The organism is Fuscovulum sp. (assembly GCA_035192965.1).
In the GTDB taxonomy this organism is placed as follows: domain Bacteria; phylum Pseudomonadota; class Alphaproteobacteria; order Rhodobacterales; family Rhodobacteraceae; genus Paragemmobacter.
On sequence record CP136571.1, the window covers coordinates 901,278 to 920,417 of the forward strand.

The 19,140-nt window shown below is 65.3% G+C and carries 28 protein-coding genes; 16 read left to right on the top strand and 12 right to left on the bottom strand.

Annotation, left to right across the window (positions count from 1 at the left end; translation table 11 throughout):
• Nucleotides 1-7: 7 nt before the first annotated feature.
• Entirely contained in the window at nt 8-913 is a 906-nt protein-coding gene (locus RSE12_04440; protein ID WRH63588.1) for a DMT family transporter, read from the top strand.
• Nucleotides 910-1,749, top strand: coding sequence for a DMT family transporter (locus RSE12_04445; GenBank protein ID WRH63589.1), 840 nt, complete (start codon nt 910-912; stop codon nt 1,747-1,749). Before RSE12_04440 ends, RSE12_04445 begins: the two co-directional genes overlap by 4 nt.
• On the opposite strand, the gene RSE12_04450 is transcribed toward RSE12_04445, so the two are convergent.
• The 3 genes from RSE12_04450 to RSE12_04460 are packed head-to-tail and all read right to left on the bottom strand — an operon-like array spanning nt 1,721 to nt 3,134.
• Nucleotides 1,721-2,197 (bottom strand): GNAT family N-acetyltransferase, encoded by a 477-nt coding sequence (locus RSE12_04450; protein WRH63590.1) that lies wholly within the window; start codon nt 2,195-2,197, stop codon nt 1,721-1,723. The genes RSE12_04445 and RSE12_04450 overlap by 29 nt on opposite strands.
• Nucleotides 2,194-2,685, bottom strand: a complete 492-nt coding sequence (locus tag RSE12_04455; GenBank protein ID WRH63591.1) for a GreA/GreB family elongation factor — start codon at nt 2,683-2,685, stop codon at nt 2,194-2,196. The genes RSE12_04450 and RSE12_04455 overlap by 4 nt, the downstream gene beginning before the upstream one ends.
• Nucleotides 2,682-3,134, bottom strand: coding sequence for an NUDIX hydrolase (locus tag RSE12_04460; GenBank protein ID WRH63592.1), 453 nt, complete (start codon nt 3,132-3,134; stop codon nt 2,682-2,684). Before RSE12_04460 ends, RSE12_04455 begins: the two co-directional genes overlap by 4 nt.
• 65 nt (nt 3,135-3,199) lie before the next feature.
• On the opposite strand from RSE12_04460, the gene RSE12_04465 reads away from it, so the two are divergent.
• The 4 genes from RSE12_04465 to RSE12_04480 all read left to right on the top strand — a co-directional run bounded on the left by RSE12_04465 (nt 3,200) and on the right by RSE12_04480 (nt 5,528).
• Nucleotides 3,200-3,922 carry an alpha/beta fold hydrolase gene (locus RSE12_04465; protein WRH63593.1) on the top strand — a complete coding sequence of 241 codons (723 nt, stop codon included), beginning with the start codon at nt 3,200-3,202 and terminating at the stop codon, nt 3,920-3,922.
• Between the two features lies 1 nt (nt 3,923).
• Nucleotides 3,924-4,328 carry a low affinity iron permease family protein gene (locus RSE12_04470; GenBank protein WRH63594.1) on the top strand — a complete coding sequence of 135 codons (405 nt, stop codon included), beginning with the start codon at nt 3,924-3,926 and terminating at the stop codon, nt 4,326-4,328.
• Between the two features lie 121 nt (nt 4,329-4,449).
• Nucleotides 4,450-4,809: a CidA/LrgA family protein gene (locus tag RSE12_04475; protein ID WRH63595.1), complete on the top strand. Its 360-nt coding sequence runs from the start codon at nt 4,450-4,452 to the stop codon at nt 4,807-4,809.
• The gene (locus RSE12_04480; GenBank protein WRH63596.1) at nt 4,809-5,528 is read left to right on the top strand and encodes an LrgB family protein; all 720 of its coding nucleotides are present in this window, start codon (nt 4,809-4,811) and stop codon (nt 5,526-5,528) included. The genes RSE12_04475 and RSE12_04480 overlap by 1 nt, the downstream gene beginning before the upstream one ends.
• On the opposite strand, the gene RSE12_04485 is transcribed toward RSE12_04480, so the two are convergent.
• The 3 genes from RSE12_04485 to RSE12_04495 form a co-directional block, all read right to left on the bottom strand.
• A complete protein-coding gene (locus RSE12_04485; GenBank protein WRH63597.1) occupies nt 5,521-6,600 on the bottom strand; it encodes a 5-(carboxyamino)imidazole ribonucleotide synthase in 1,080 nt (359 codons plus the stop codon). The two genes, RSE12_04480 and RSE12_04485, sit on opposite strands and share 8 nt — an antisense overlap.
• Complete coding sequence (purE, locus tag RSE12_04490) at nt 6,593-7,078, bottom strand: 5-(carboxyamino)imidazole ribonucleotide mutase (protein ID WRH63598.1); 486 nt, start codon at nt 7,076-7,078, stop codon at nt 6,593-6,595. Before purE ends, RSE12_04485 begins: the two co-directional genes overlap by 8 nt.
• 110 nt (nt 7,079-7,188) lie before the next feature.
• Nucleotides 7,189-7,407, bottom strand: coding sequence for a DUF465 domain-containing protein (locus tag RSE12_04495; protein ID WRH63599.1), 219 nt, complete (start codon nt 7,405-7,407; stop codon nt 7,189-7,191).
• Between the two features lie 234 nt (nt 7,408-7,641).
• On the opposite strand from RSE12_04495, the gene RSE12_04500 reads away from it, so the two are divergent.
• From RSE12_04500 to RSE12_04520, 5 genes are all read left to right on the top strand, one after another.
• On the top strand, nt 7,642-8,064 hold the full coding sequence (locus RSE12_04500; GenBank protein WRH63600.1) for an Hsp20 family protein: 423 nt from the start codon (nt 7,642-7,644) through the stop codon (nt 8,062-8,064).
• Nucleotides 8,065-8,073: 9 nt separating this feature from the next.
• Nucleotides 8,074-8,301, top strand: coding sequence for a DUF1150 family protein (locus RSE12_04505; GenBank protein ID WRH63601.1), 228 nt, complete (start codon nt 8,074-8,076; stop codon nt 8,299-8,301).
• A gap of 89 nt (nt 8,302-8,390) precedes the next feature.
• Nucleotides 8,391-9,011 carry a YdeI/OmpD-associated family protein gene (locus tag RSE12_04510; protein ID WRH63602.1) on the top strand — a complete coding sequence of 207 codons (621 nt, stop codon included), beginning with the start codon at nt 8,391-8,393 and terminating at the stop codon, nt 9,009-9,011.
• Nucleotides 9,012-9,118: 107 nt separating this feature from the next.
• Complete coding sequence (locus tag RSE12_04515) at nt 9,119-9,373, top strand: type II toxin-antitoxin system ParD family antitoxin (protein WRH63603.1); 255 nt, start codon at nt 9,119-9,121, stop codon at nt 9,371-9,373.
• Entirely contained in the window at nt 9,370-9,663 is a 294-nt protein-coding gene (locus RSE12_04520) for a type II toxin-antitoxin system RelE/ParE family toxin (protein WRH63604.1), read from the top strand. Before RSE12_04515 ends, RSE12_04520 begins: the two co-directional genes overlap by 4 nt.
• A gap of 48 nt (nt 9,664-9,711) precedes the next feature.
• Here RSE12_04520 and RSE12_04525 read toward each other — a convergent pair whose 3' ends face one another.
• Together RSE12_04525 and trxB are read right to left on the bottom strand one after the other, a co-directional pair.
• Nucleotides 9,712-11,418 carry a bifunctional sulfate adenylyltransferase/adenylylsulfate kinase gene (locus RSE12_04525; protein ID WRH63605.1) on the bottom strand — a complete coding sequence of 569 codons (1,707 nt, stop codon included), beginning with the start codon at nt 11,416-11,418 and terminating at the stop codon, nt 9,712-9,714.
• A 274-nt stretch (nt 11,419-11,692) separates the two neighbouring features.
• Nucleotides 11,693-12,631, bottom strand: a complete 939-nt coding sequence (gene trxB, locus RSE12_04530; GenBank protein ID WRH63606.1) for a thioredoxin-disulfide reductase — start codon at nt 12,629-12,631, stop codon at nt 11,693-11,695.
• Nucleotides 12,632-12,877: 246 nt separating this feature from the next.
• Between trxB and RSE12_04535 the strand changes: the two genes are divergently transcribed.
• On the top strand, nt 12,878-13,378 hold the full coding sequence (locus tag RSE12_04535; GenBank protein WRH63607.1) for an Lrp/AsnC family transcriptional regulator: 501 nt from the start codon (nt 12,878-12,880) through the stop codon (nt 13,376-13,378).
• Nucleotides 13,379-13,448: 70 nt separating this feature from the next.
• Here the strand turns inward: RSE12_04535 and RSE12_04540 are convergent, their stop codons facing one another.
• From RSE12_04540 to lgt, 4 genes are all read right to left on the bottom strand, one after another.
• On the bottom strand, nt 13,449-13,601 hold the full coding sequence (locus RSE12_04540; protein ID WRH63608.1) for a hypothetical protein: 153 nt from the start codon (nt 13,599-13,601) through the stop codon (nt 13,449-13,451).
• 270 nt (nt 13,602-13,871) lie between these two features.
• Complete coding sequence (gene pgeF, locus RSE12_04545) at nt 13,872-14,621, bottom strand: peptidoglycan editing factor PgeF (protein WRH63609.1); 750 nt, start codon at nt 14,619-14,621, stop codon at nt 13,872-13,874.
• Nucleotide 14,622: 1 nt separating this feature from the next.
• Complete coding sequence (locus RSE12_04550; GenBank protein ID WRH63610.1) at nt 14,623-15,687, bottom strand: SAM-dependent methyltransferase; 1,065 nt, start codon at nt 15,685-15,687, stop codon at nt 14,623-14,625.
• Complete coding sequence (lgt, locus tag RSE12_04555) at nt 15,684-16,574, bottom strand: prolipoprotein diacylglyceryl transferase (GenBank protein ID WRH63611.1); 891 nt, start codon at nt 16,572-16,574, stop codon at nt 15,684-15,686. The genes RSE12_04550 and lgt overlap by 4 nt, the downstream gene beginning before the upstream one ends.
• Before the next feature lie 248 nt (nt 16,575-16,822).
• Between lgt and RSE12_04560 the strand changes: the two genes are divergently transcribed.
• The 4 genes from RSE12_04560 to RSE12_04575 all read left to right on the top strand — a co-directional run bounded on the left by RSE12_04560 (nt 16,823) and on the right by RSE12_04575 (nt 19,137).
• A complete protein-coding gene (locus RSE12_04560) occupies nt 16,823-17,104 on the top strand; it encodes an accessory factor UbiK family protein (GenBank protein WRH63612.1) in 282 nt (93 codons plus the stop codon).
• 362 nt (nt 17,105-17,466) lie between these two features.
• The gene (locus RSE12_04565; GenBank protein WRH63613.1) at nt 17,467-17,970 is read left to right on the top strand and encodes a YbjN domain-containing protein; all 504 of its coding nucleotides are present in this window, start codon (nt 17,467-17,469) and stop codon (nt 17,968-17,970) included.
• A 31-nt stretch (nt 17,971-18,001) separates the two neighbouring features.
• On the top strand, nt 18,002-18,805 hold the full coding sequence (gene proC, locus RSE12_04570; GenBank protein ID WRH63614.1) for a pyrroline-5-carboxylate reductase: 804 nt from the start codon (nt 18,002-18,004) through the stop codon (nt 18,803-18,805).
• Nucleotides 18,802-19,137: a tRNA-binding protein gene (locus RSE12_04575; GenBank protein ID WRH63615.1), complete on the top strand. Its 336-nt coding sequence runs from the start codon at nt 18,802-18,804 to the stop codon at nt 19,135-19,137. Before proC ends, RSE12_04575 begins: the two co-directional genes overlap by 4 nt.
• Nucleotides 19,138-19,140 lie beyond the last annotated feature (3 nt).

Below are 19,140 nucleotides of genomic sequence, written 5' to 3' on the forward strand. Positions count from 1 at the left end.
TGGCGGCATGAGCCGGAATTTCATGATCGCGGCGGCGCTGGCCGCCCTTGCCTCGCTCTGTTGGGCAGGGAACTGGGTGCTGGGGCGGGCGATCCGGGCGGATGTGCCGCCCTTTGGCCTGACCTTCTGGCGCTGGACGCTGGCGGCGGTGATCCTGCTGCCTTTTGCCCGCGCGCGGTTGCAAAGCGATTGGGTGGTGGTGCGGGCGCATCTGCCGCTGATCGCGGGGATGGCGCTGCTGTCGGCGGCGATGTTCCAATCGATGACCTATATCGGCCTGCATTCGACCGAGGCTGTGAACGCGCTGCTGGTGAGCGCCACGATGCCGGTCTTCATGGTGATCATCGCCTGGATCGTGCTGCGCGAGCGGTTGACGGCGCGGCAGGCGGCAGGCATCGGCGTCAGCTTTTGCGGCGTGGCCTATATCATCGCGCGGGGTGAGCCGGGGCGATTGCTGGACCTGCATCTGAATGTGGGGGATGCGTGGATTCTGGCGGCGCTGGTGGTCTGGGGGCTGTATTCCGTACTGCTGAAGTTCAAGCCGGCCGGGTTGTCGCCGGTGGGGCTGACGTTTTTCATCGCGGTGATGGGGGCGGGGTTCATCCTGCCTTTGCATCTGTGGGAAGTGTCGCGCGGGCAGACCGTGCCGCTGACGGCGGCGGGGATCGGGTCGGTGGCCTATACCGGGGTGTTTGCCTCTGTCGTGGCGCTTCTGGCCTATAACGCGGCGGTGGCGCGGATCGGGCCGTCGCGATCGGTCATGTTCCTGCATCTGATGCCGGTCTTTGGCGCGGGGCTGGCGATGATCTTTCTGGATGAACGGCTGGAGGTATTCCACCTGATCGGCTTTCCCGTGGCGCTGGGCGGGGTGTTGTTCGCGACCTCCTCCCCCCCGTCGGCGGCGCAGGGATGAGGCTGTTCCTGCTGACGGCGCTGGTGATGCTGGCCTTTGCCGCCAATTCGGTGCTGAACCGGATGGCAGTGGCGGGGGGCGATATCGGGGCGGTGGAGTTTGCGGTGATCCGGCTGGCGGCGGGGGCAGGGGTGCTTTTGGCGCTGGTCCTGTGGCGCGGGCGGGGCTTGCGCGGGGCTACGGTGGCGGGCGTGGCGGGGCTGGTGATTTATCTGTTCGGGTTTTCGCTGGCCTATGGCCGGCTGGATGCGGGGACCGGGGCGCTGGTTCTGTTTGGCGTGGTGCAAGTGACGATGTTTACTGGCGCGCTGTTGGCGGGCGAAGGCGTGCCGGCGCGGCGCTGGGTGGGCGCGGGGCTGGCGCTGGGCGGGTTGGCGGTGCTTGTCGCACCCGCGGGCGGCGGCTGGGCCGGGTTCGCGGCGATGGCGGCGGCGGGGGTGGGATGGGGCCTCTATTCGCTGGCCGGGCGCGGCGCGCAGGATGCGCTGGGCGCGACGGCGGGGAATTTCGCGCTGGCCTTGGTGCCGGGGGTGGTGATTGCCCTGCTGATCGGGGTGGATCTCGGCGCGGCGTCCCTGCGCGGGGTTGGGCTGGCAGTGCTGTCGGGCGCGGTGACATCGGGGTTGGGCTATGCGCTGTGGTATGCGGTGCTGCCTGCGCTGGGCGCGGGGAGGGCGGCGGTGGCGCAACTGACCGTGCCGTTGATCGCGGCGGCGGGGGGCGCAGCCCTGATCGGTGAGGCGGTGGGATGGCGCTTTGCGCTGGCCGCCGCGCTGGTGCTGGGCGGTGTCGCCCGGGCGAGCTTGCCTAAAGCGGCTTCACGAGGCGATGGATGATGTGCCGCCCGTCATCGCGGCTGATGCCGGTGGGGCGGAAGCCGTGCCGGTCCCAGAAGGCGCGGCCGCGGGTGTTTGCCCCCAGCACGGCGAGATAAAGGTTCGGGGCGGCGGCGGCGCGGGCGAGCGTTTCCACATGCGCCAGCAGGCCGGGGCCCAGCCCGTGGCTGCGCAGGCGCGGGGCAAGGATCATCAGGCCCAGATAGGCATCGCCCGCATCGGGAAAGCCGAAGCTCAACTCGGCAAGGCCGGACAGGCGGCCTTCATGGAACAGGCCAAGATGGCGCGATTGCGCCGGGTCGCGGCCGGGGGGGCCATCGGTAAAGAACTCCTGCGCGGCATCGGGGCCGGGGGCGGCGCCTTCGGCCATGATCCAGTAATCCGCCGCCTCGGCCAGAAAGGCGGCGACGATGGCAAGGTCGGTGTCGGGGTGCAGGTCGCGGATCATGGGTGGCCGATATGCAGGATTTCAAGATCAACGGAACCGTTGGGTTTGCGCCAGCGCACCACATCGCCCGGCTGCGCGCCCAGCATCGCGCGGGCCAGCGGGGATTGCGGGGTGATCTTGCCCTGCGCGGCGTCGGCCTCATCCTCGCCCGTGATCTGAAAGCGGTGTTCGGCCCCGTCTTCATCGGCCACGGTGACGATCAGGCCAAAGGCCACCTCGGTCAGCGGCAGGGTGGCGGGGTCGATGGGGATGGCGGTGCGCAGACGCGCCTCAAGATAGCGGATGTCCCGCTCGGCCGCCGCTTCGGGCAGTTTGTCCAGCCGGTCAGGCCGGGCTTTCAGCGCAGCAAGTCGGGATTGCGTTTCCAGCAGGCGCGATTGCAGCGCGGCAAGGCCTGCGGGGGTGACGTGGTTGGGATGGGGGCTGATCGGCAGATCGGGCAGCGGATCAAGCGAGCCGTCGCCTTCCTTCACGAAGGCGCGGCTCATCGCACGATCCTTTCCAGCGGATCATAGAGCATCTGGTTGCCCCAGGCGACGGCGGGCAGGCTGTCGGGTTTGAACCGGATATGGCCCTGTTCCAGTTCCTGCCGGGAAAAGAAGCGGCGGTCGGTGACCACCCCTTCCGGGTCTTTCCAGCGCGTATCAATCTGGCCGCCGATGATGGTGCAGCGGAAGAACAGGTCCACCTGATGAAAGCCCCGGTCAGGATCGTGGAATTCGTTGATCAATGCCGGGGGGCCGACGGTGATGGACAGGCCGGTTTCCTCCATCACCTCGCGGATCAGGGCGTCGGGCAGGGAATGGCCGGGTTCGGCCCCGCCACCCGGCGCGCACCACAGATCGGATTTGCCGCCGGGATAGGCGTTCACAAGGAGCAGCCGATCTTCCAGCAGGATCAGCGCGCGGGCGGCGATGCGGTGGGGGCGGTATCTCATACCCGTTACCGTGGCGCGGGAGATGCGATTTGTCCATCCGGCGGGGATATGGCTATGGTGGCGGCATGAAGTGGATGATCCCCCTGTTGCTGATCCTGCCCGCCCCCGCGCTGGCCGATTGCGTGGTGATGCTGCACGGTCTGGCGCGGAGCGAGGTGTCGCTGGCCCCGATGGCGGCGGCGCTGGAGGGGAAGGGTTATCAGGTGGTCAACGAGGGCTATCCCTCGACCGAATTTCCGATTGCCCAACTGGTGCCGCGCGTGGGCGCGGCGGTGGCGGAATGCGGCGCAGGGCCGGTGCATTTCGTGACGCATTCGATGGGCGGGATTCTGGCGCGGGCCTGGCTGGCGCGGAACCGCCCCGACGAGATGGGCCGTGTGGTGATGCTGGCCCCGCCGAACCGGGGGTCGGAACTGGTGGATGCCTTTGGCCAGATCGGGGCCTTTGAATGGATGAACGGGCCTGCGGGCCTGCAATTGGGCACGGGGGCGGGATCGGTGCCGCTGGCGCTGCCTTTGCCGGATTACGAACTGGGCGTGATCGCGGGAGACCGGTCGCTGAACCCGATTTATTCCACCGTGATTCCGGGGCCGGATGACGGCAAGGTATCGGTCGCCCGCACGCGGGTGGCGGGGATGACGGATCACATTATCCTGCCCGTCACCCACACTTTCATGATGATGAACCCGGTGGTGATCGCCGAGGTGATGACCTTCCTCGAAACCGGGCGGTTCGATCCCGATCTGGGCTATGGCGCGGCGGTCGAGGAAACCTTGGGGGTGGAATGAGATGAGCAATTTCTATGGCGAATGGTCCAAGCGGGTGTCGCGCTTCGCCGGGCGACCCGTGACCTTTTCGCTGGCGCTGGGGGTGATCGCGGTCTGGATCGTGACCGGGCCGATCTTCGGCTTTTCCGACACATGGCAGTTGGTGATCAATACCGGCACCACGATCGTGACCTTCCTGATGGTCTTCCTGATCCAGAACACCCAGAACCGCGACACGGCGGCGATCCAGCTGAAACTGGATGAATTGATCCGGGCCACACAGGGCGCGCATAACGCGCTGATGGATCTGGAAGAGCTTGAGGAACGCCAGATCGAGGCCTTCCGCGCGCGCTATGAAAAGCTGGCCGCCGCCGCACGCCAGCGGCTGGAGCGGGGCGAGACGGATACGGATACACCGGAGGCCTGATGCCTTGTGGCCCCTGTCGGAGCGGGGGGTTTCACACCCCCCGCACCCCCCGTGGGATATTTGGACAGCGGAGATGGAACAGGGGGCGCAAGGAATTGGGTAGGGAAAGGGAGAGACTGGCATGATCGGAAGTCTTGCGGTCATTCTTGGCTGTCAGTTGCTGGGTGAGGTTGTCGCGCGGGGCCTTGGCCTGCCTGTGCCGGGGCCGGTGATCGGGATGGCCGCGATGCTGGGGGTGCTGTGGCTGCGCGACCGGTTTTCGCCGCCCGTCCTGGCGGGGGTGGAGCCGGCGGGGCGGTTCCTGCTGGCGCATCTGTCGCTTTTGTTCGTGCCGGCGGGGGTGGGCGTGGTGGGCAATCTGGAGGTGCTGGCCGGGGCGTGGCTGGCGCTGGCGGCGGCGCTGGTGGTGTCAACCGTACTGACGCTGATCGTGTCGGTTGTCACCTTTCGGCTGGTGGCGCGGATGATGGGGCAGACGTGATGGCGACGGACTTTGCGCTTTGGGTTTATCTGACGGAAGGGCCGCTTCTGTGGCTGACGGTGACGCTGGCAGCCTATGCGGTGGCGGATTGGGCATCCGCACGGGCGGGGCGGCATCCGATGGCCAATCCGGTGCTGATTGCCGTGGTGCTGGTCGGTGGACTGCTGCTGGCATCGGGCACCGATTACCCGACCTATTTCGAAGGCGCGCAGTTCATCCATTTCCTGCTTGGGCCTGCCACGGTGGCCCTTGCCCTGCCGCTTTGGGAGCATCGCGCGACGGTCCTGCGGTCGGCCTTGCCGATGCTGGCGGCGCTGGTGGCGGGCAGTGTGACGGCGGCGGTGTCGGCCTTGGGTGTGGCCTGGGCCTTTGGTGCATCGGATGCGGTGCTGGTGGCGATTGCGCCGAAATCGGTGACGGCTGGGGTGGCCATGTCCATCACCGAAGGGCTGGGCGGTGATCCCGCGCTGACGGCGGTGCTGGTGATCCTGACGGGTATGATCGGAGCGGTGGTTGTGACGCCCTTGATGAACGGGCTTGGCATCCGGGATTACCGTGCGCGGGGCTTTGCGGTGGGCCTTGCCTCGCACGGGATTGGCACGGCGCGGGCCTTTCAGGTAGACCCGGTGGCGGGCACCTTTGCAGGCATCGCCATCGGGTTGAACGCGGTGATGACGGCGCTGATCGTGCCGGGGCTGGTGGGGTGGTGGCTTAACTGACGATCCGGTTCACATGGCCCATCTTGCGGCCGGGCCGCGCCTCGGCCTTGCCGTAGAGGTGGAGGGCGGCGTTCTTTTCCCGCGCGATGGCAGGCACGCGCAGGATGTCATCCCCGATCAGGTTTTCCATCACGACGTCGGAATGGCGCGACCCGTCGCCCAAGGGCCAGCCCGCCACGGCGCGGATGTGCTGTTCGAACTGATCCACCGCGCAGCCATTCTGTGTCCAATGGCCGGAATTGTGCACGCGGGGCGCGATCTCGTTCACGATCAGCCCGGCGCGGGTGACGAACAGCTCCACCCCCATCACACCCACATAGTCCAGCGCGTTCAGGATGCGCGCGGCCAACAGGATGGCATCGGTCCGCTGTGACGGGGACAGGCGGGCGGGAATGGTGGTGGTGGCAAGGATGCCGTCCTTATGCACATTCTCGCCGGGGTCGTAGCAGGCGACCGATCCGTCAAGCCCGCGCGCGGCGATCACGCTGACCTCATGGCTGAAATCGATGAAGCCTTCCAGCACCGCAGGGGCACCATTCATGGCGGCGAAGGCGGACTCGGTATCGCCCAGGCTGCGCAGTCGCGCCTGACCCTTGCCGTCATAGCCCAGTCGCGTGGTTTTCAGGATAGCGGGCACCCCGATCCGGGCAATGGCGTGGTGCAGATCATCCAGACTGCTCACCGCCGCATAGGGCGCGGTGGTCAGGCCAAGAGAAGTGAGGAAATCTTTCTCGGCGATCCGGTCCTGCGACACGGCCAGTGCGCGGCGGTTCGGGCGGATGGGATGCGTCGCCTCAAGCACATCCAGCGCGGCGGTGGGGATGTTCTCAAACTCATAGGTGATGACATCGACCGAGGCCGCGAAGGCCGCGAGCGCGGCCAGATCGTCATAGCCTGCGGTCGTTACCTTATCCGCCACATGGGCGGCGGGTGGGTTTGCGCTAGGCTCAAAGATATGCGTGCGAAAGCCAAGCCGCGCCGCCGCGACCGACAGCATCCGCCCCAACTGGCCGCCGCCGAGGATGCCGATGGTTGCGCCCGTGGCGAGGGGTGTGGCGAGGGGATCAGTCATCCAAAGGCTCCTCGGGGATCGAGGCCGACAGCGCATCGCGCCATGCGTCAAGCCGCGCCGCGAGGGCGGGGTCGTTCAGCGCAAGGATGCCCGCCGCCATCAGCCCTGCATTGGCCGCACCCGCCGCGCCGATGGCCATGGTGGCGACGGGAAAGCCCTTGGGCATCTGGACGATGGAATAAAGGCTGTCGACACCAGACAGGGCCTTGGTCTGCACGGGCACGCCGATCACCGGGACGCGTGTCTTGGAGGCCATCATGCCGGGCAGATGCGCGGCACCGCCTGCGCCCGCGATGATGACCTTCAACCCGCGATCCACGGCGGTCTTGCCATAGGACCAGAGCCTGTCGGGCGTGCGATGGGCCGAGACGATCTTTGCCTCATAGCCGATGCCAAGGTCATCAAGGATCGCGGCGGCCTCTTTCATCGTGGCCCAGTCGGATTGCGACCCCATGATGATTCCAACGTCAACGGCCATGAGCGCCCCCGGATTGTGCGAATTTCGCGGGTATAGTGGATTGGGCTGTGGGGGCAAGCGGCTGTGGCAGACGTGGTCCCCATGGCGGCGGGGGGAACCCCGCCTTGCGATCAGGCGATGATGTCGGGGATCAGCTGATCTTCCAGCTTCACGATCTGATCCTTCAGCGCCAGCTTCTGCTTTTTCAGCCGCCGCAGGGTAAGCTGATCGGGCCGCCCTGCGGTTTCCAGCGCATGGATCGCCTCATCCAGATCGCGATGCTCACGACGAAGCACCTCAAGCCGGATACGCAGCATGTCTTCAAAATTCATTTCGCTGGGCGCGTTCATGGCCTTGCCTTGGACGAGAGGGGCTTCTTCTTGCCTAAGGACAATATAGTGATTCTCTGGCTTTGCGGGAAGGATTCTGTCGGAAAAACGCGGAATTCCGCAGCCTTGCCCCGCCGGGCCGGCTTTGCGCCGTGGCCCTTGCGATGCTGCCCCCGCGGCCCCATATTTCAAGGTGACGGGGCTGCCGATACCGGGGCCCCGCCGCAATGTCGCTTTGCAACAAGGGCATGACCGATGACGAAACTGAGCTTTGGGACCCATCCCTTCCTGTTGGGGTTCGAGCAGCTGGAACGGCTGGTGGAACGCACCGCCAAATCCACCGAAGGCTATCCGCCGTTCAATATCGAGGCGACCTCGGAAAACGCCTATCGCATCACGCTGGCCGTCGCGGGGTTCCGCGAGGACGACTTGGCCATCACGGTCGAGGATCGCCAGCTTGTGATCCGTGGCCGTCAGGGCGAGGAGCCGGTTGACCGGGTCTTTCTGCACCGGGGCATCGCCAGCCGCGCCTTTCAGCGCAGCTTCGTGCTGGCGGACGGGGTCGAGGTGGCGGGGGCCAATATGGAACACGGCCTGTTGCATATCGATCTGAAACGGGCCGTGCCCGAAACCGTGGTGCAGACCATCGCCATCACGTCGCGCAACGGTCGGAAATGAGGTGTCAGGATGGATGCGAAATATGAAGGCCTTCCCGAAGGCGCGACGCGGATCGTCTATATCCGCCCGGTGAACGTGGTCGACCTGCCCGCCGAGGTGCAGGCCCATGCCGGGGGTCTGAAGACGATCTACGCGCTGCATGGCGAAGATGGGGATCGGCTGGCGCTGGTGAAGGATCGCGAACTGGCCTTTGCCTTGGCCCGCCAGAACGACATGGCACCGGTGAACGTGCACTGAAGGCGTGGGGGGCGGGGTTCGCCCCCGCCCGGCCTTCCGCTGTTGGCCGATCCCGAATGCTGCGATAGGCTGCTGTTCGGGGGTTTGGAATGATCACCGACATCGAAGATTATTTCGCCAAGGGCTGCGGGCGGTGCGCGCGGTTCGACACGGCTGATTGTTCGGTGCGCCAGTGGCTGCCCGGCCTGCTGGCGCTGCGCGATCTGTGCCGGGGTGCGGGGCTGGTCGAGACGGTGAAATGGGGCCACCCCTGCTATATCCATGCGGGGCGCAATGTCGCGCTGATCGGGGCGCTGCGGGGGGATTTCCGGCTGTCCTTCTTCAACGCCGCCCTGATGCGCGATCCGGATGGGGTGCTGGAACGGCAGGGGCCGAACACGCCGCACCCTGATGTGATGCGCTTTGCCAACAGCGCAGAGGTCATGGCCCGGGCCGCCACGATCCGCGCCTATCTGGCCGAGGCGATGGGTTATGCCGAGGCGGGCATCAAAGCGCCCAAGGCGGCAGATGCGCCCGATCTGCCCGATGAACTGGTGCAGGCGCTGGATGCTGATGGCGAACTGGCCGAGGCGTTTCATGCCCTGACGCCAGGGCGGCAGCGCAGCTATGTGGTGAACCTGTCCACCGCCAAGACGGCCGAGACGCGACACCGCCGCATCGCGGGCTTTCGCACGCAGATCCTCGCCGGGAAGGGCGCCTTGGAGCGGTAGAGCGGGCGTCGGGAATCCTGATGTGGCAGGCGGCGGCCCGTAGCACGCGCTTGTCCTGTAATACTTGTTGGTATATTTTGCCGCGGTGTCGAGGTTGGAGACAGGACATGCCGCGCAATACATCGGTCACGATCGGTGACCATTTCTCGCAATTCATCGGCGAACAGGTCGAATCCGGGCGCTATGGATCAGCCAGTGAAGTGGTGCGCGCAGGCCTGCGGATGCTGGAAGATTACGAGACGAGGCTGAAGGCCCTGCATGAGGCGCTGGACGAAGGCGAAAGGTCCGGCCCCGCCGAACCGTTTGATTTTGACGCGTTCATAGCGCGGAAGCGTAAAGAGACGGGTCGGAGTATAGAGTGACCTCGGTTGCGTTTACCCCGGCTGCGGTCGGGGATTTGGATGGTATCTGGGATTATACCGTTGATCGGTGGGGCGAGCGACGCGCCATAGACTATACCCTTGCCATCCGCGCGGCATGCCGCCGTCTTGCCTTGGGTGAAATGCATGGCCGCAGCGTGGGGGCAAGTCACGGTCTGCTCCGCTATGTCGTTGCATCCCACGTCGTGTTCTATCGACCAGGGCCGGGCGGGATCGAAGTCATCCGCATCCTGCATGTCCGTCAAGATCCCGACACACAGCTTGGCGAATGAAAAAGCCCCGCATCGCTGCGGGGCTTTGTTGTTTCGGTCCGCTTCAGCTTAGGCTTTGATCAGGCCCATGCTTTCCAGCTTCAGGATCACCTGTTGCGCGCAGTAATCCACGTCTGCGCCTTCGGTATCGACCACCAGTTCGGCCTGTGTCGGCGCTTCATAGGGATCGGAGATCCCGGTGAATTCCTTGATCTTGCCTTCGCGCGCCAGCTTGTAGAGCCCCTTGCGGTCACGGCGTTCGCATTCTTCGATCGAGGTTGCGACATGCACCTCGATGAAGGCACCGAAAGCCTCGACCATCTCGCGCACCGCCCGCCGCGTGGCGGTGTAGGGCGCGATGGGGGCGCAGATGGCGATGCCGCCGTTCTTGGTGATCTCGCTTGCCACATAGCCGATGCGGCGGATGTTGATGTCGCGGTGTTCCTTGGAGAAGCCGAGTTCCGACGACAGGTGCTTGCGGACCACGTCGCCGTCCAGAAGCGTGACGGGGCGACCGCCCATTTCCATCAGCTTGACCATCAGCGCGTTGGCGATGGTGGATTTGCCGGAACCCGACAGGCCGGTGAAGAACACCGTAAAGCCCTGCTTGGCGCGCGGGGGCGAGGTGCGGCGCAGTTCCGTCACCACCTGCGGGAAGGAGAACCAGTCCGGAATCTCCAGCCCTTCGCGCAGACGGCGGCGCAGTTCGGTCCCCGAAATATCAAGGACGGTGGACCCTTCCGGCACCTCGTCCACGGGGTAATACTGTGCCTTTTCCTGCACATAGACCATCTGTTTGAAATCGACCATCTCGATGCCGATTTCTTTTTGATGTTCCGCCACCAGCGTCTGCGCTGCATAGGGATCGTAGAAATCCTTGCCCTGGCTGTTCTTGCCCGGACCGGCATGATCGCGGCCCACGATGAAATGGGTCAACCCGTGGTTCTTGCGGATGATGGCGTGCCACAGCGCCTCGCGCGGGCCGCCCATGCGCATGGCAAGATTCAGGAGCGACAGGTGCGTGGTGGAGGCGGGGTATTGGTCCAGCACCGCCTCATAGCAGCGGACGCGGGTGAAATGGTCCACATCGCCCGGCTTCGTCATGCCGACAACGGGATGGATCAGGAGGTTGGCTTCGGCCTCTTTCGCGGCGCGGAAGGTCAGTTCCTGATGCGCGCGGTGCAGGGGGTTGCGGGTCTGGAAAGCCACGATGCGGCGCCAGCCCATCTTGCGGAAGAAGGCGCGCAATTCGTTGGGCGTGTCGCGACGGGCGCGGAAGTCGTAATGCACGGGCTGTTGGATGCCGGTGATCGGGCCGCCCAGATAGACGGGGCCAGCCACGTTGTGCAGATAGTTCACAGCCGGATGGGCCAGATCGTCGGCGCCAAACACATGCTCGGCTTCCTTGGCCTTGTTCGGCACCCATTTGTCGGACACCGACATGATGGCAAGGATGACGCCTTCCTGATCGCGCAGGGCGATGTCCTGCCCCGGCGCGACGCCTTCGGCGAATTTCTCGGACACGTCCAGCGTCACCGGGATCGGCCACAGCGTGCCATCGGCGGTGCGCATGTTTTCGACCGTGCCGTTATAATCGGCCTCGGACTGGAAGCCCTTCAGCGGGAAGAACCCGCCATTCATCAAAAGCTCCAGATCGCAGACCTGACGCGCGGTCAGATCCCAGGACGGCAAATTCGCCGCCTCATGCTTAAGCTTGAGGGCGGAGTCGTGGGAGACATAAAGCTCCGGGATCGGGGCAAGGTTGGACAGCGTCATCTGAAACGGGCCTCTGGTGGGTGTTCTTGGGCGGGACGAACCCCGCCTGTCGCCGGGCGCTTTACGCCCTTGGCGAATGAATTTCCAGCAAACAAGGGTTAAACCGAACGAAAAGGGCGGAAATGCTGCGCTTCTGTCGCAACGCGGAACGCTGTTCCAGCGCCCCGCATCTGCGGCGAAGGGCGTTTGCCCGGTTCAGGGTTCGTGGGGACAGGCGGCCCGCCGGGCGCAAAAGTTTTCGAAAACTTTTGCAAATTTCTTCGAAGAAATTTGGTCAGTGCCCGGCCAGGAACCGTTCCGCATCCAGCGCGGCCATGCAGCCCATCCCGGCGCTGGTCACTGCCTGACGATAGACGTGGTCGGTCAGGTCGCCCGCCGCGAACACGCCCGGAATCGAGGTGCGCGTCGTGCCGGGTTCGACCACCACATAGCCGCCATTGTGCAGCTCCAGCTGATCCTTCACCAGTTCGGAGGCCGGGGCATGGCCGATGGCCACGAAGAAGCCCGCGCAGGGGATATCCGTCGTCTCGCCCGTGTGTACGTTCTGCGCGCGTACGGCGGTCACGCCCAGCGGCGTGTCATCGCCCAGCACCTCGGTCACGGAATGGTTCCACAGGACCGTGACCTTGGGGTTCTTGAACAGCCGGTCCTGCATGATCTTCTCGGCACGGAAACTGTCGCGGCGGTGGATCAGGGTCACCTTGGTGGCGAAGTTGGTCAGGAACAGCGCCTCTTCCACGGCCGTATTGCCGCCGCCGATCACCACCACCTCTTTGCCGCGATAGAAGAACCCGTCGCAGGTGGCGCAGGCGGATACGCCAAAGCCCTTGAACCGTTCTTCAGACGGCAGGCCAAGCCATTTCGCCTGCGCCCCGGTGGCCAGGATCACGGCATCCGCCGTGTAAGTGGTGCCGCTGTCGGCCTGCGCGGTGAAGGGGCGTTTTTGCAGGTCAAGCGAGGTGATGTAATCGCTGATGATCTCGGCCCCCATGGCGCGGGCATGGTCTTCCATCCGCACCATCAGATCGGGGCCCTGCACATGGCTGTCACCCGGCCAGTTTTCCACCTCGGTCGTGATGGTCAGCTGCCCGCCGGGTTGCAGACCCTGCACAAGGATCGGTTCCAGCATGGCGCGCGAGGCATAGACGGCGGCGGTGTAGCCCGCCGGGCCGGAGCCGATGATCAGAACCTTGGTATGCCGCGTCGTGCCCATTTCATTCCCCATGCCCATCCGGGCCTTCCATATAGGCAAAGCCGCAGGCGGGGGAAAGGGGCGGGGACCACCCGTTTTTCGCCCGCCTTTCCCCGGCAGCGGAAGGCGCAATTTTGATCACTTGGTTGAAAGGTGTGCGATTTTTCTTGCGCGTTGTTGAAACAATATTGCGCGGGGCCACCGACGCGCCTATCTAGGCCCCATATCCGGACTGCCTTCAAGAACCGGAACAAGGGGAGCCGCACCATGGCCGGATCGAAGCTCGACCCGATCGACCGTCATATCCTTGCCGAGTTGCAGGCTGATGGCCGCATGACCAATGTGGAACTGGCCAAACGTGTGGGCATTTCCGCGCCGCCCTGTCTGCGTCGCGTGCGCACGCTGGAAGAGGCGGGGTATATCAAGGGCTATCACGCCGATATCGACGCGCGCGAACTGGGGTTCGAGGTGCAGGTCTTTGCGATGGTCCGCCTGCAATCGCAGGCCGAGGCCGACCTTGCCACCTTCGAGGAACGCTGCCGCCAATGGCCGCTGGTCCGCGAATGCCATATGCTGAACGGCGAGATTGATTTCATCCTGAAATGCGTGGCGCCGGACCTTTCCACCTTTCAGGGCTTTCTGACCGGTGAATTGTTGAAGGCCGAGAATGTGGCGACGGTAAAGACCAGCCTCGTGATCCGCTGCGCCAAGGATCAGCCCGGCGTTCCCTTTGATGTGCTGGAGGCGCGACTGGCGCGCAGCGCCTGACGCGCGCCTCTGGTTGGGATGCAAAAAGGCCGGGCGCTATGCCCGGCCTTTTGCGTGAATGGGTGGCGGATCAGCGGGCGGCGATGGCGCGCGGCTTGATCGTGGGGGCGGCGGTCTTCACCGCCTCGGGGCGGCGACGGGTGCCGCGCTGCCAGGGCAGGGCGGGCTGCGGCTCGAGGCTGGCAGCGAGGACCGATTTCAGCCAGCGGCGTTCCTTTTTCATCTTCCGTCTCCGTCTTTCATCCCTTGGGCCGTTGCGCCCTGTTGAGACAAAATCTGACGGTGCTTTGCGGCAGGGTTTTGGCGTTTGGGCCGGAAATGCGTGGATCAAACCCTTGTGGCGCGGGCGGATTGTGGCGGCGATGCCAAAATGACTAAAATGGCGTAAGCCATTGATTTCATTTATGCGTTTCCAATGACGCGCCAATCGCCATGGATTGTTTCCTAAAATGCGACAATGCCGTGGCGAAGGCCTGCCGGAATCTCGCCGCAATCACAGGCGGATGGTCGACATCAATCGCCCGTAATCGGCCTCACCGGCATGGGTGGTGCGGCGATAGGAAAAGAATCGCTCCGAATCGCGATAGGTGCAGTGCCGCGTCCATTCGGCATGGCCCACACCGGCCGCCCGCAGGCGCGACAGGCCCATTGCGGGCAGGTCGAACAGATAGCGCCCATCCTGCCCCGCGATGAAAAAGCGCGCAGAGTCGCGGTCATCATCGGTGAAGGTTTCAAAAAACTCGGGCCCAACCTCATAGGCGGATTGGCTGATCGTGGGGCCGATCACGGCGGCGATCTTTTCGCGCCGCGCGCCAAGGGCGACCATCGCCTCGACCGTGGCCTCCAGCACGCCATCGCGGGTGCCGCGCCACCCGGCATGGGCCGCGCCGATCACCCCGGCCTCTGCATCGGCGAACAGCACCGGCTGACAATCGGCAGTCAGCACACCCAGCGCGATGCCGGGGGTGGCGGTGACCATGCCATCGGCAAGCGGGCGGTCGGCCAAGGGGGCGGTGACATGAACCACATTTGCCGAATGCACCTGATGGATGGACACAAGGTGATCGTGCGGCACACCCATCGCCTCGGCCACGCGGGCGCGGTTGATCGCCACCACCTCGGCCTGATCCGATGATCCCGGGCCGCAGTTCAGCCCTGCAAAGATGCCCGAAGACGCCCCACCCTTGCGGGTGAAAAAGCCGTGATGCACGGGCAGCGCGTCAGAGGTGATCTTTTCCAGCATGTCAGGCGTCAAATCCGGGCGGGGGCATCCGATGCGGCGGATAGACCGCCAGCGCTTTGAACAGCGAACCCATTTCCGCCCGGTCGGTCAAGCGCCGATGCGCCGCAAGATGCGACTCTTGCGCCGCGCCGGTCAGCGAAGTTGCCAGCCGCGCCGCGCGCTGATCAATCCCAAGGCGCTGCAAGAGCGCGCCCTGTTCGATCATCCGGCTGGCGCGGGCGGGCGGGGCGGCGTGCGCGAGGGCCGCGAAATCCACATGCGCCGTCAGATCGGCCCGGCCGGGGGCGGCCAACGGATCGGTGGGGCGGTGATCCTGCAACGCCTGAAACGTGTCGCCGCGCGATTGCCAGCCGCCATAGTCGATCACCAGCGCCGCGCCGCCATGGCGGGCGATCAGGCCGCCGATGCGCGCCATGATCGGCGCGGCGGCGGGGCAGATCTCCACGATGTCCCCCGGCGCGGTGTCGGGCAGGCGGTGATCGAGGGCTGCCAATGGCGCAGGCGGCGTGCGGCCAAGGGACAGGCGATCCCCGTCCAGACCCACCACCGTTTCTGCCCAACCCTCCCTCTGGCGGGTGAACTGGCGGATCGGCAGGGCGTCGAAGAATTCGTTGGCGATCAGGAACAGCGGCGCTTCGGGCAGCGCCTCAACGCTATCGGCCCAGGTGACTGGATGATCGCCCAGCGTCCGGCGCTGGATGCCGCGCAGGGTGGCCGACGCCTCGATCAGCGTCACGCGGGCGGCGGCATGAAACCCGGGGACAGTGCGGGTGGCGCGGAGAAGATCGGCCATCAGCGTGCCGCGTCCCGGGCCAAGCTCGGCCAGCGTGAAAGGCGCGGGCGCACCCTGATCGAGCCATGTCTGGGCAAGGCACAGACCCAGCAACTCGCCAAACATCTGGCTGATTTCCGGGGCGGTGGTGAAATCGCCACCCGCGCCGAACGGATCGCGCGTCGCGTAATAGCCGTGATCGGGATGCAGCAGGCAATCGGCCATATAATCGGCCAGCGTCAGCGGCCCCGTGGCCGCGATCCGGCGGATCAGCAGGTCCGCCAGAGCCGTCATGCCGGGGAGGGCGCGCTGCGCCGCGCGCGGGCGATGAACCAGACCCCCGCCACGATCATGGGCAGCGACAGGATCTGCCCCATGGTCAGCCCATAGCCGCCCATATGCAGCGCAAGGCCCAGCGGATTGCCGGGTGTCACGAATTGCGCATCGGGCTGGCGGACGAATTCCACCACGAACCGCCCCAGCCCATAGCCCGCGAAGAACAGCCCTGCCGTCCGGCCCGGCCAAGCCAGCCAGCCGCGCCGATAGACGACCCACAGCAGCACGAGGAACAGCAGAAATCCTTCCAGCATCGCTTCATAAAGCTGCGACGGATGGCGGGCGCAGATGCCCACGACGCCGGGGCAGGTTTGCGCCGCCTCACCCGGAAAGGCCACGCCCCAAGGCAGGGTGGTGGGCCGACCCCAAAGTTCTGCATTGATGAAATTGGCCAGCCGCCCAAGGCCGATGCCGATGGGGGCGACCACCGCCATCAGATCGGCGGCGGACAGCATCGGAATGCCCTCGCGGCGGCAGAACAGGATGCCCGCGACGACCACGCCAAGGAACCCGCCATGGAAGGACATCCCGCCTTCCCAGACCCGCAGGATATGGCCGGGGTTTTGCAGGTAAAATCCCGGCTGGTAGAACAGCACAAAGCCCAGCCGCCCGCCTAGCACGACGCCGACGATGACCCATGTCAGCAGCCGTTCCACCTGCTCTGCCGTCATCGGCGCGCGGCCGGGCCAAAGCCGTGGGGTGCTGACAATCCGCGCGATCAGCTTCCACCCCGCCACCAGCCCCACGATATAGGCCAGCGCATACCAGCGCAGGGCGAAGGAGAAGCCGCCAAGGTCGATCCGAAAGATCTCGGGCGAGAGGTCGGGGAAGGGGATATAGGACATGATGCCTCTTGCACGCGGACGGGGTGGTTTTCCGGGCTGGGGCGCGGGAAGTCAACCACTGCGCCCTTTGCCGGGCGGACCCCCACCCCGGCCCTCCCCCGGCGGGGGAGGGAGCGTGCCCTTTTCTGTGGCCATGCGCGGGGGGTGACGGTGGAAGTTGGGTATTTGTGCCAAGATGAAGCAGCCTGACAGGGTTGTGTCCGGGGGGATCAGGGCCATATAGAAGGACAAGCAAAAGGAGTGCGGCCATGCAGACGCGCAGCAAGTTCTTTGACGACATGTCGCAACTGATGACCAACGCCATGGGCGTGGCACAGGGCGCCAAGACCGAGGCCGAGACGGCCATGAAAGGCATGATCGACCGCTGGATGGCCGACCGTGATTTCGTGACCCGCGAAGAGTTCGACGCCGCACGCGCCATGGCCGTGAAAGCCCGCGAAGAAAACGCCGCGCTTGAAGCCCGTCTGGCCGCGCTGGAGGCCAAGCTGGCCGGCGATGCGCCCAAGGCCGCGAAGAAGAAGCCGGAGTAAGCGTTACCTGTCAGGGTAAGGCGACCAAGGCGGCCTGCGGGCCGCCTTTTGCGTTGGGTGCGGATGCGCTACCCGCGCCGCCAGAAACTCCTGGCTTCTTCCAAAGTGACCGTGTGAAAGCTGCCGCTACACGCGCAGGTTGCCGATCACCGATTGGGTTTTCAACCTGCCCGATCATGGGCCGGAAAGCCCCGTTAAGAACCATTTGTCCACAGAAGATTTCGCCAGAAATCGCTTTACAGACTTCCCCTTCTGTCACACCATATCTAGTATAGGTCACGTCGGGCAGACGCTGATCCTTGCCAGACGCCCAGCTTCTTGTGGGTATTCCCCCGCAGGAAGCATCATGATGAGGCCGGGTAATGTCGTTCGTTGAAGACTTTCTGACCACCGACGATCTGCACCCGATCGACATTGTCGAAACCCTTGCCGAGCATCACGATTGGGAATTTGACCGCGTCACCGATGACCAGATCGCCATGGCGGTCGAGGGGCAATGGCGCACCTACAGCCTGACGCTGGCCTGGTCGGCGCAGGATGAAACGCTGCGGTTGATCTGCACCTTCGAGATGGAGCCCCCCGCCGCGCGGATGGGCGCGCTGTATGATGTGCTCAACCGCTGCAATGACATGGTCTGGACCGGGGCCTTCACCTATTGGGAAGACCAGAAGCTGATGGTCTGGCGCTATGGTCTGCTGCTATCGGGCGGGCAATATGTGACCGCCGATCAGATCGACCGCCTGATCGCCGCCGCCGTGGGCGCGGCAGAGCGGTTCTATCCGGCCTTCCAGCTTGTCTCATGGGGCGACAAGGCCCCGGCAGACGCGATGAAGGTCGCCATTGCCGAGGCTTACGGTCGCGCCTAACCTGCCCTGCGAAGACAGACAGGGGCGGTGAATGACGTTGGAGCGGGTGGCCCAAGACGGGCTGGTTCTTCTGGGATGCGGCAAGATGGGAACGGCCCTGCTGACGGGCTGGTTGGGCGCTGGTGTGCCTGCGGCCTCGGTCTGGGTCATTGAACCCAACCCGTCGGATTGGCTGCGTGGCAGCGGCGTGCATCTGAACGAAGGGGTTCCGCCTGCGCCCGCCGTGGCGCTGCTGGCGGTCAAGCCGCAGATGATGGGGGCGGCGCTGCCCGCCTTGCAGGCGCTGGGCAATGGGACGACGCTTTTCGTCTCGATCGCCGCAGGCACCACGATTGCGGCGTTTGAGGCCGCACTGGGCGACCGGACCCCCATCGTGCGCACCATGCCCAACACGCCCGCCATGGTGAACCGGGGCATCACCGCGCTGTGCCGCAATGCCCATGTGTCAGATGCCGATATGGCGCTGGCCGTGGCGCTTATGGCGGCGGTGGGTGAGACGGTCCTTCTGGACGGCGAGCATCAGATTGATGCCGTCACCGCCGTGTCCGGGTCCGGCCCCGCCTATGTGTTCCACCTGATCGAGGCGATGGCGGCAGCGGGCGAGGCCGAGGGGTTGTCGCCTGAGGTGGCGATGCAACTGGCCCGCGCCACTGTTTGCGGGGCGGGGGAATTGGCGCATCGCTCGCCCGACAGCGCGGCGCAATTGCGTGTCAACGTCACCTCACCCGGTGGCACCACGGCGGCGGCGCTGGCCGTGCTGATGCCGGAACTGCCGGGGCTGATGGTCCGCGCGGTGAAGGCGGCGGCGGATCGCGGGCGGGAGCTTGGCAAATGACCATCACCTATGACGATTTCGCCAAGGTCGATATCCGCGTGGGCCGCATCACCCGCGCCGAGCCCTACCCCGAGGCGCGCAAGCCCGCGATCAAGCTTTGGGTCGATTTTGGGGGCGAGATCGGCGAGAAACGATCCTCGGCCCAGATCACCCGGCATTACTCGCCCGAAGGGTTGGTCGGTCGGCAGGTGCTGGCCGTGGTGAACTTTCCGCCGCGCCAGATCGGCAAGGTGATGTCTGAGGTGCTGGTGCTGGGCGTGCCGGATGCCGACGGTGAGGTGGTGCTGATCGGTCCGGGGCAGGATGTCCCGCTGGGGGGGAGGCTTTTCTGAATG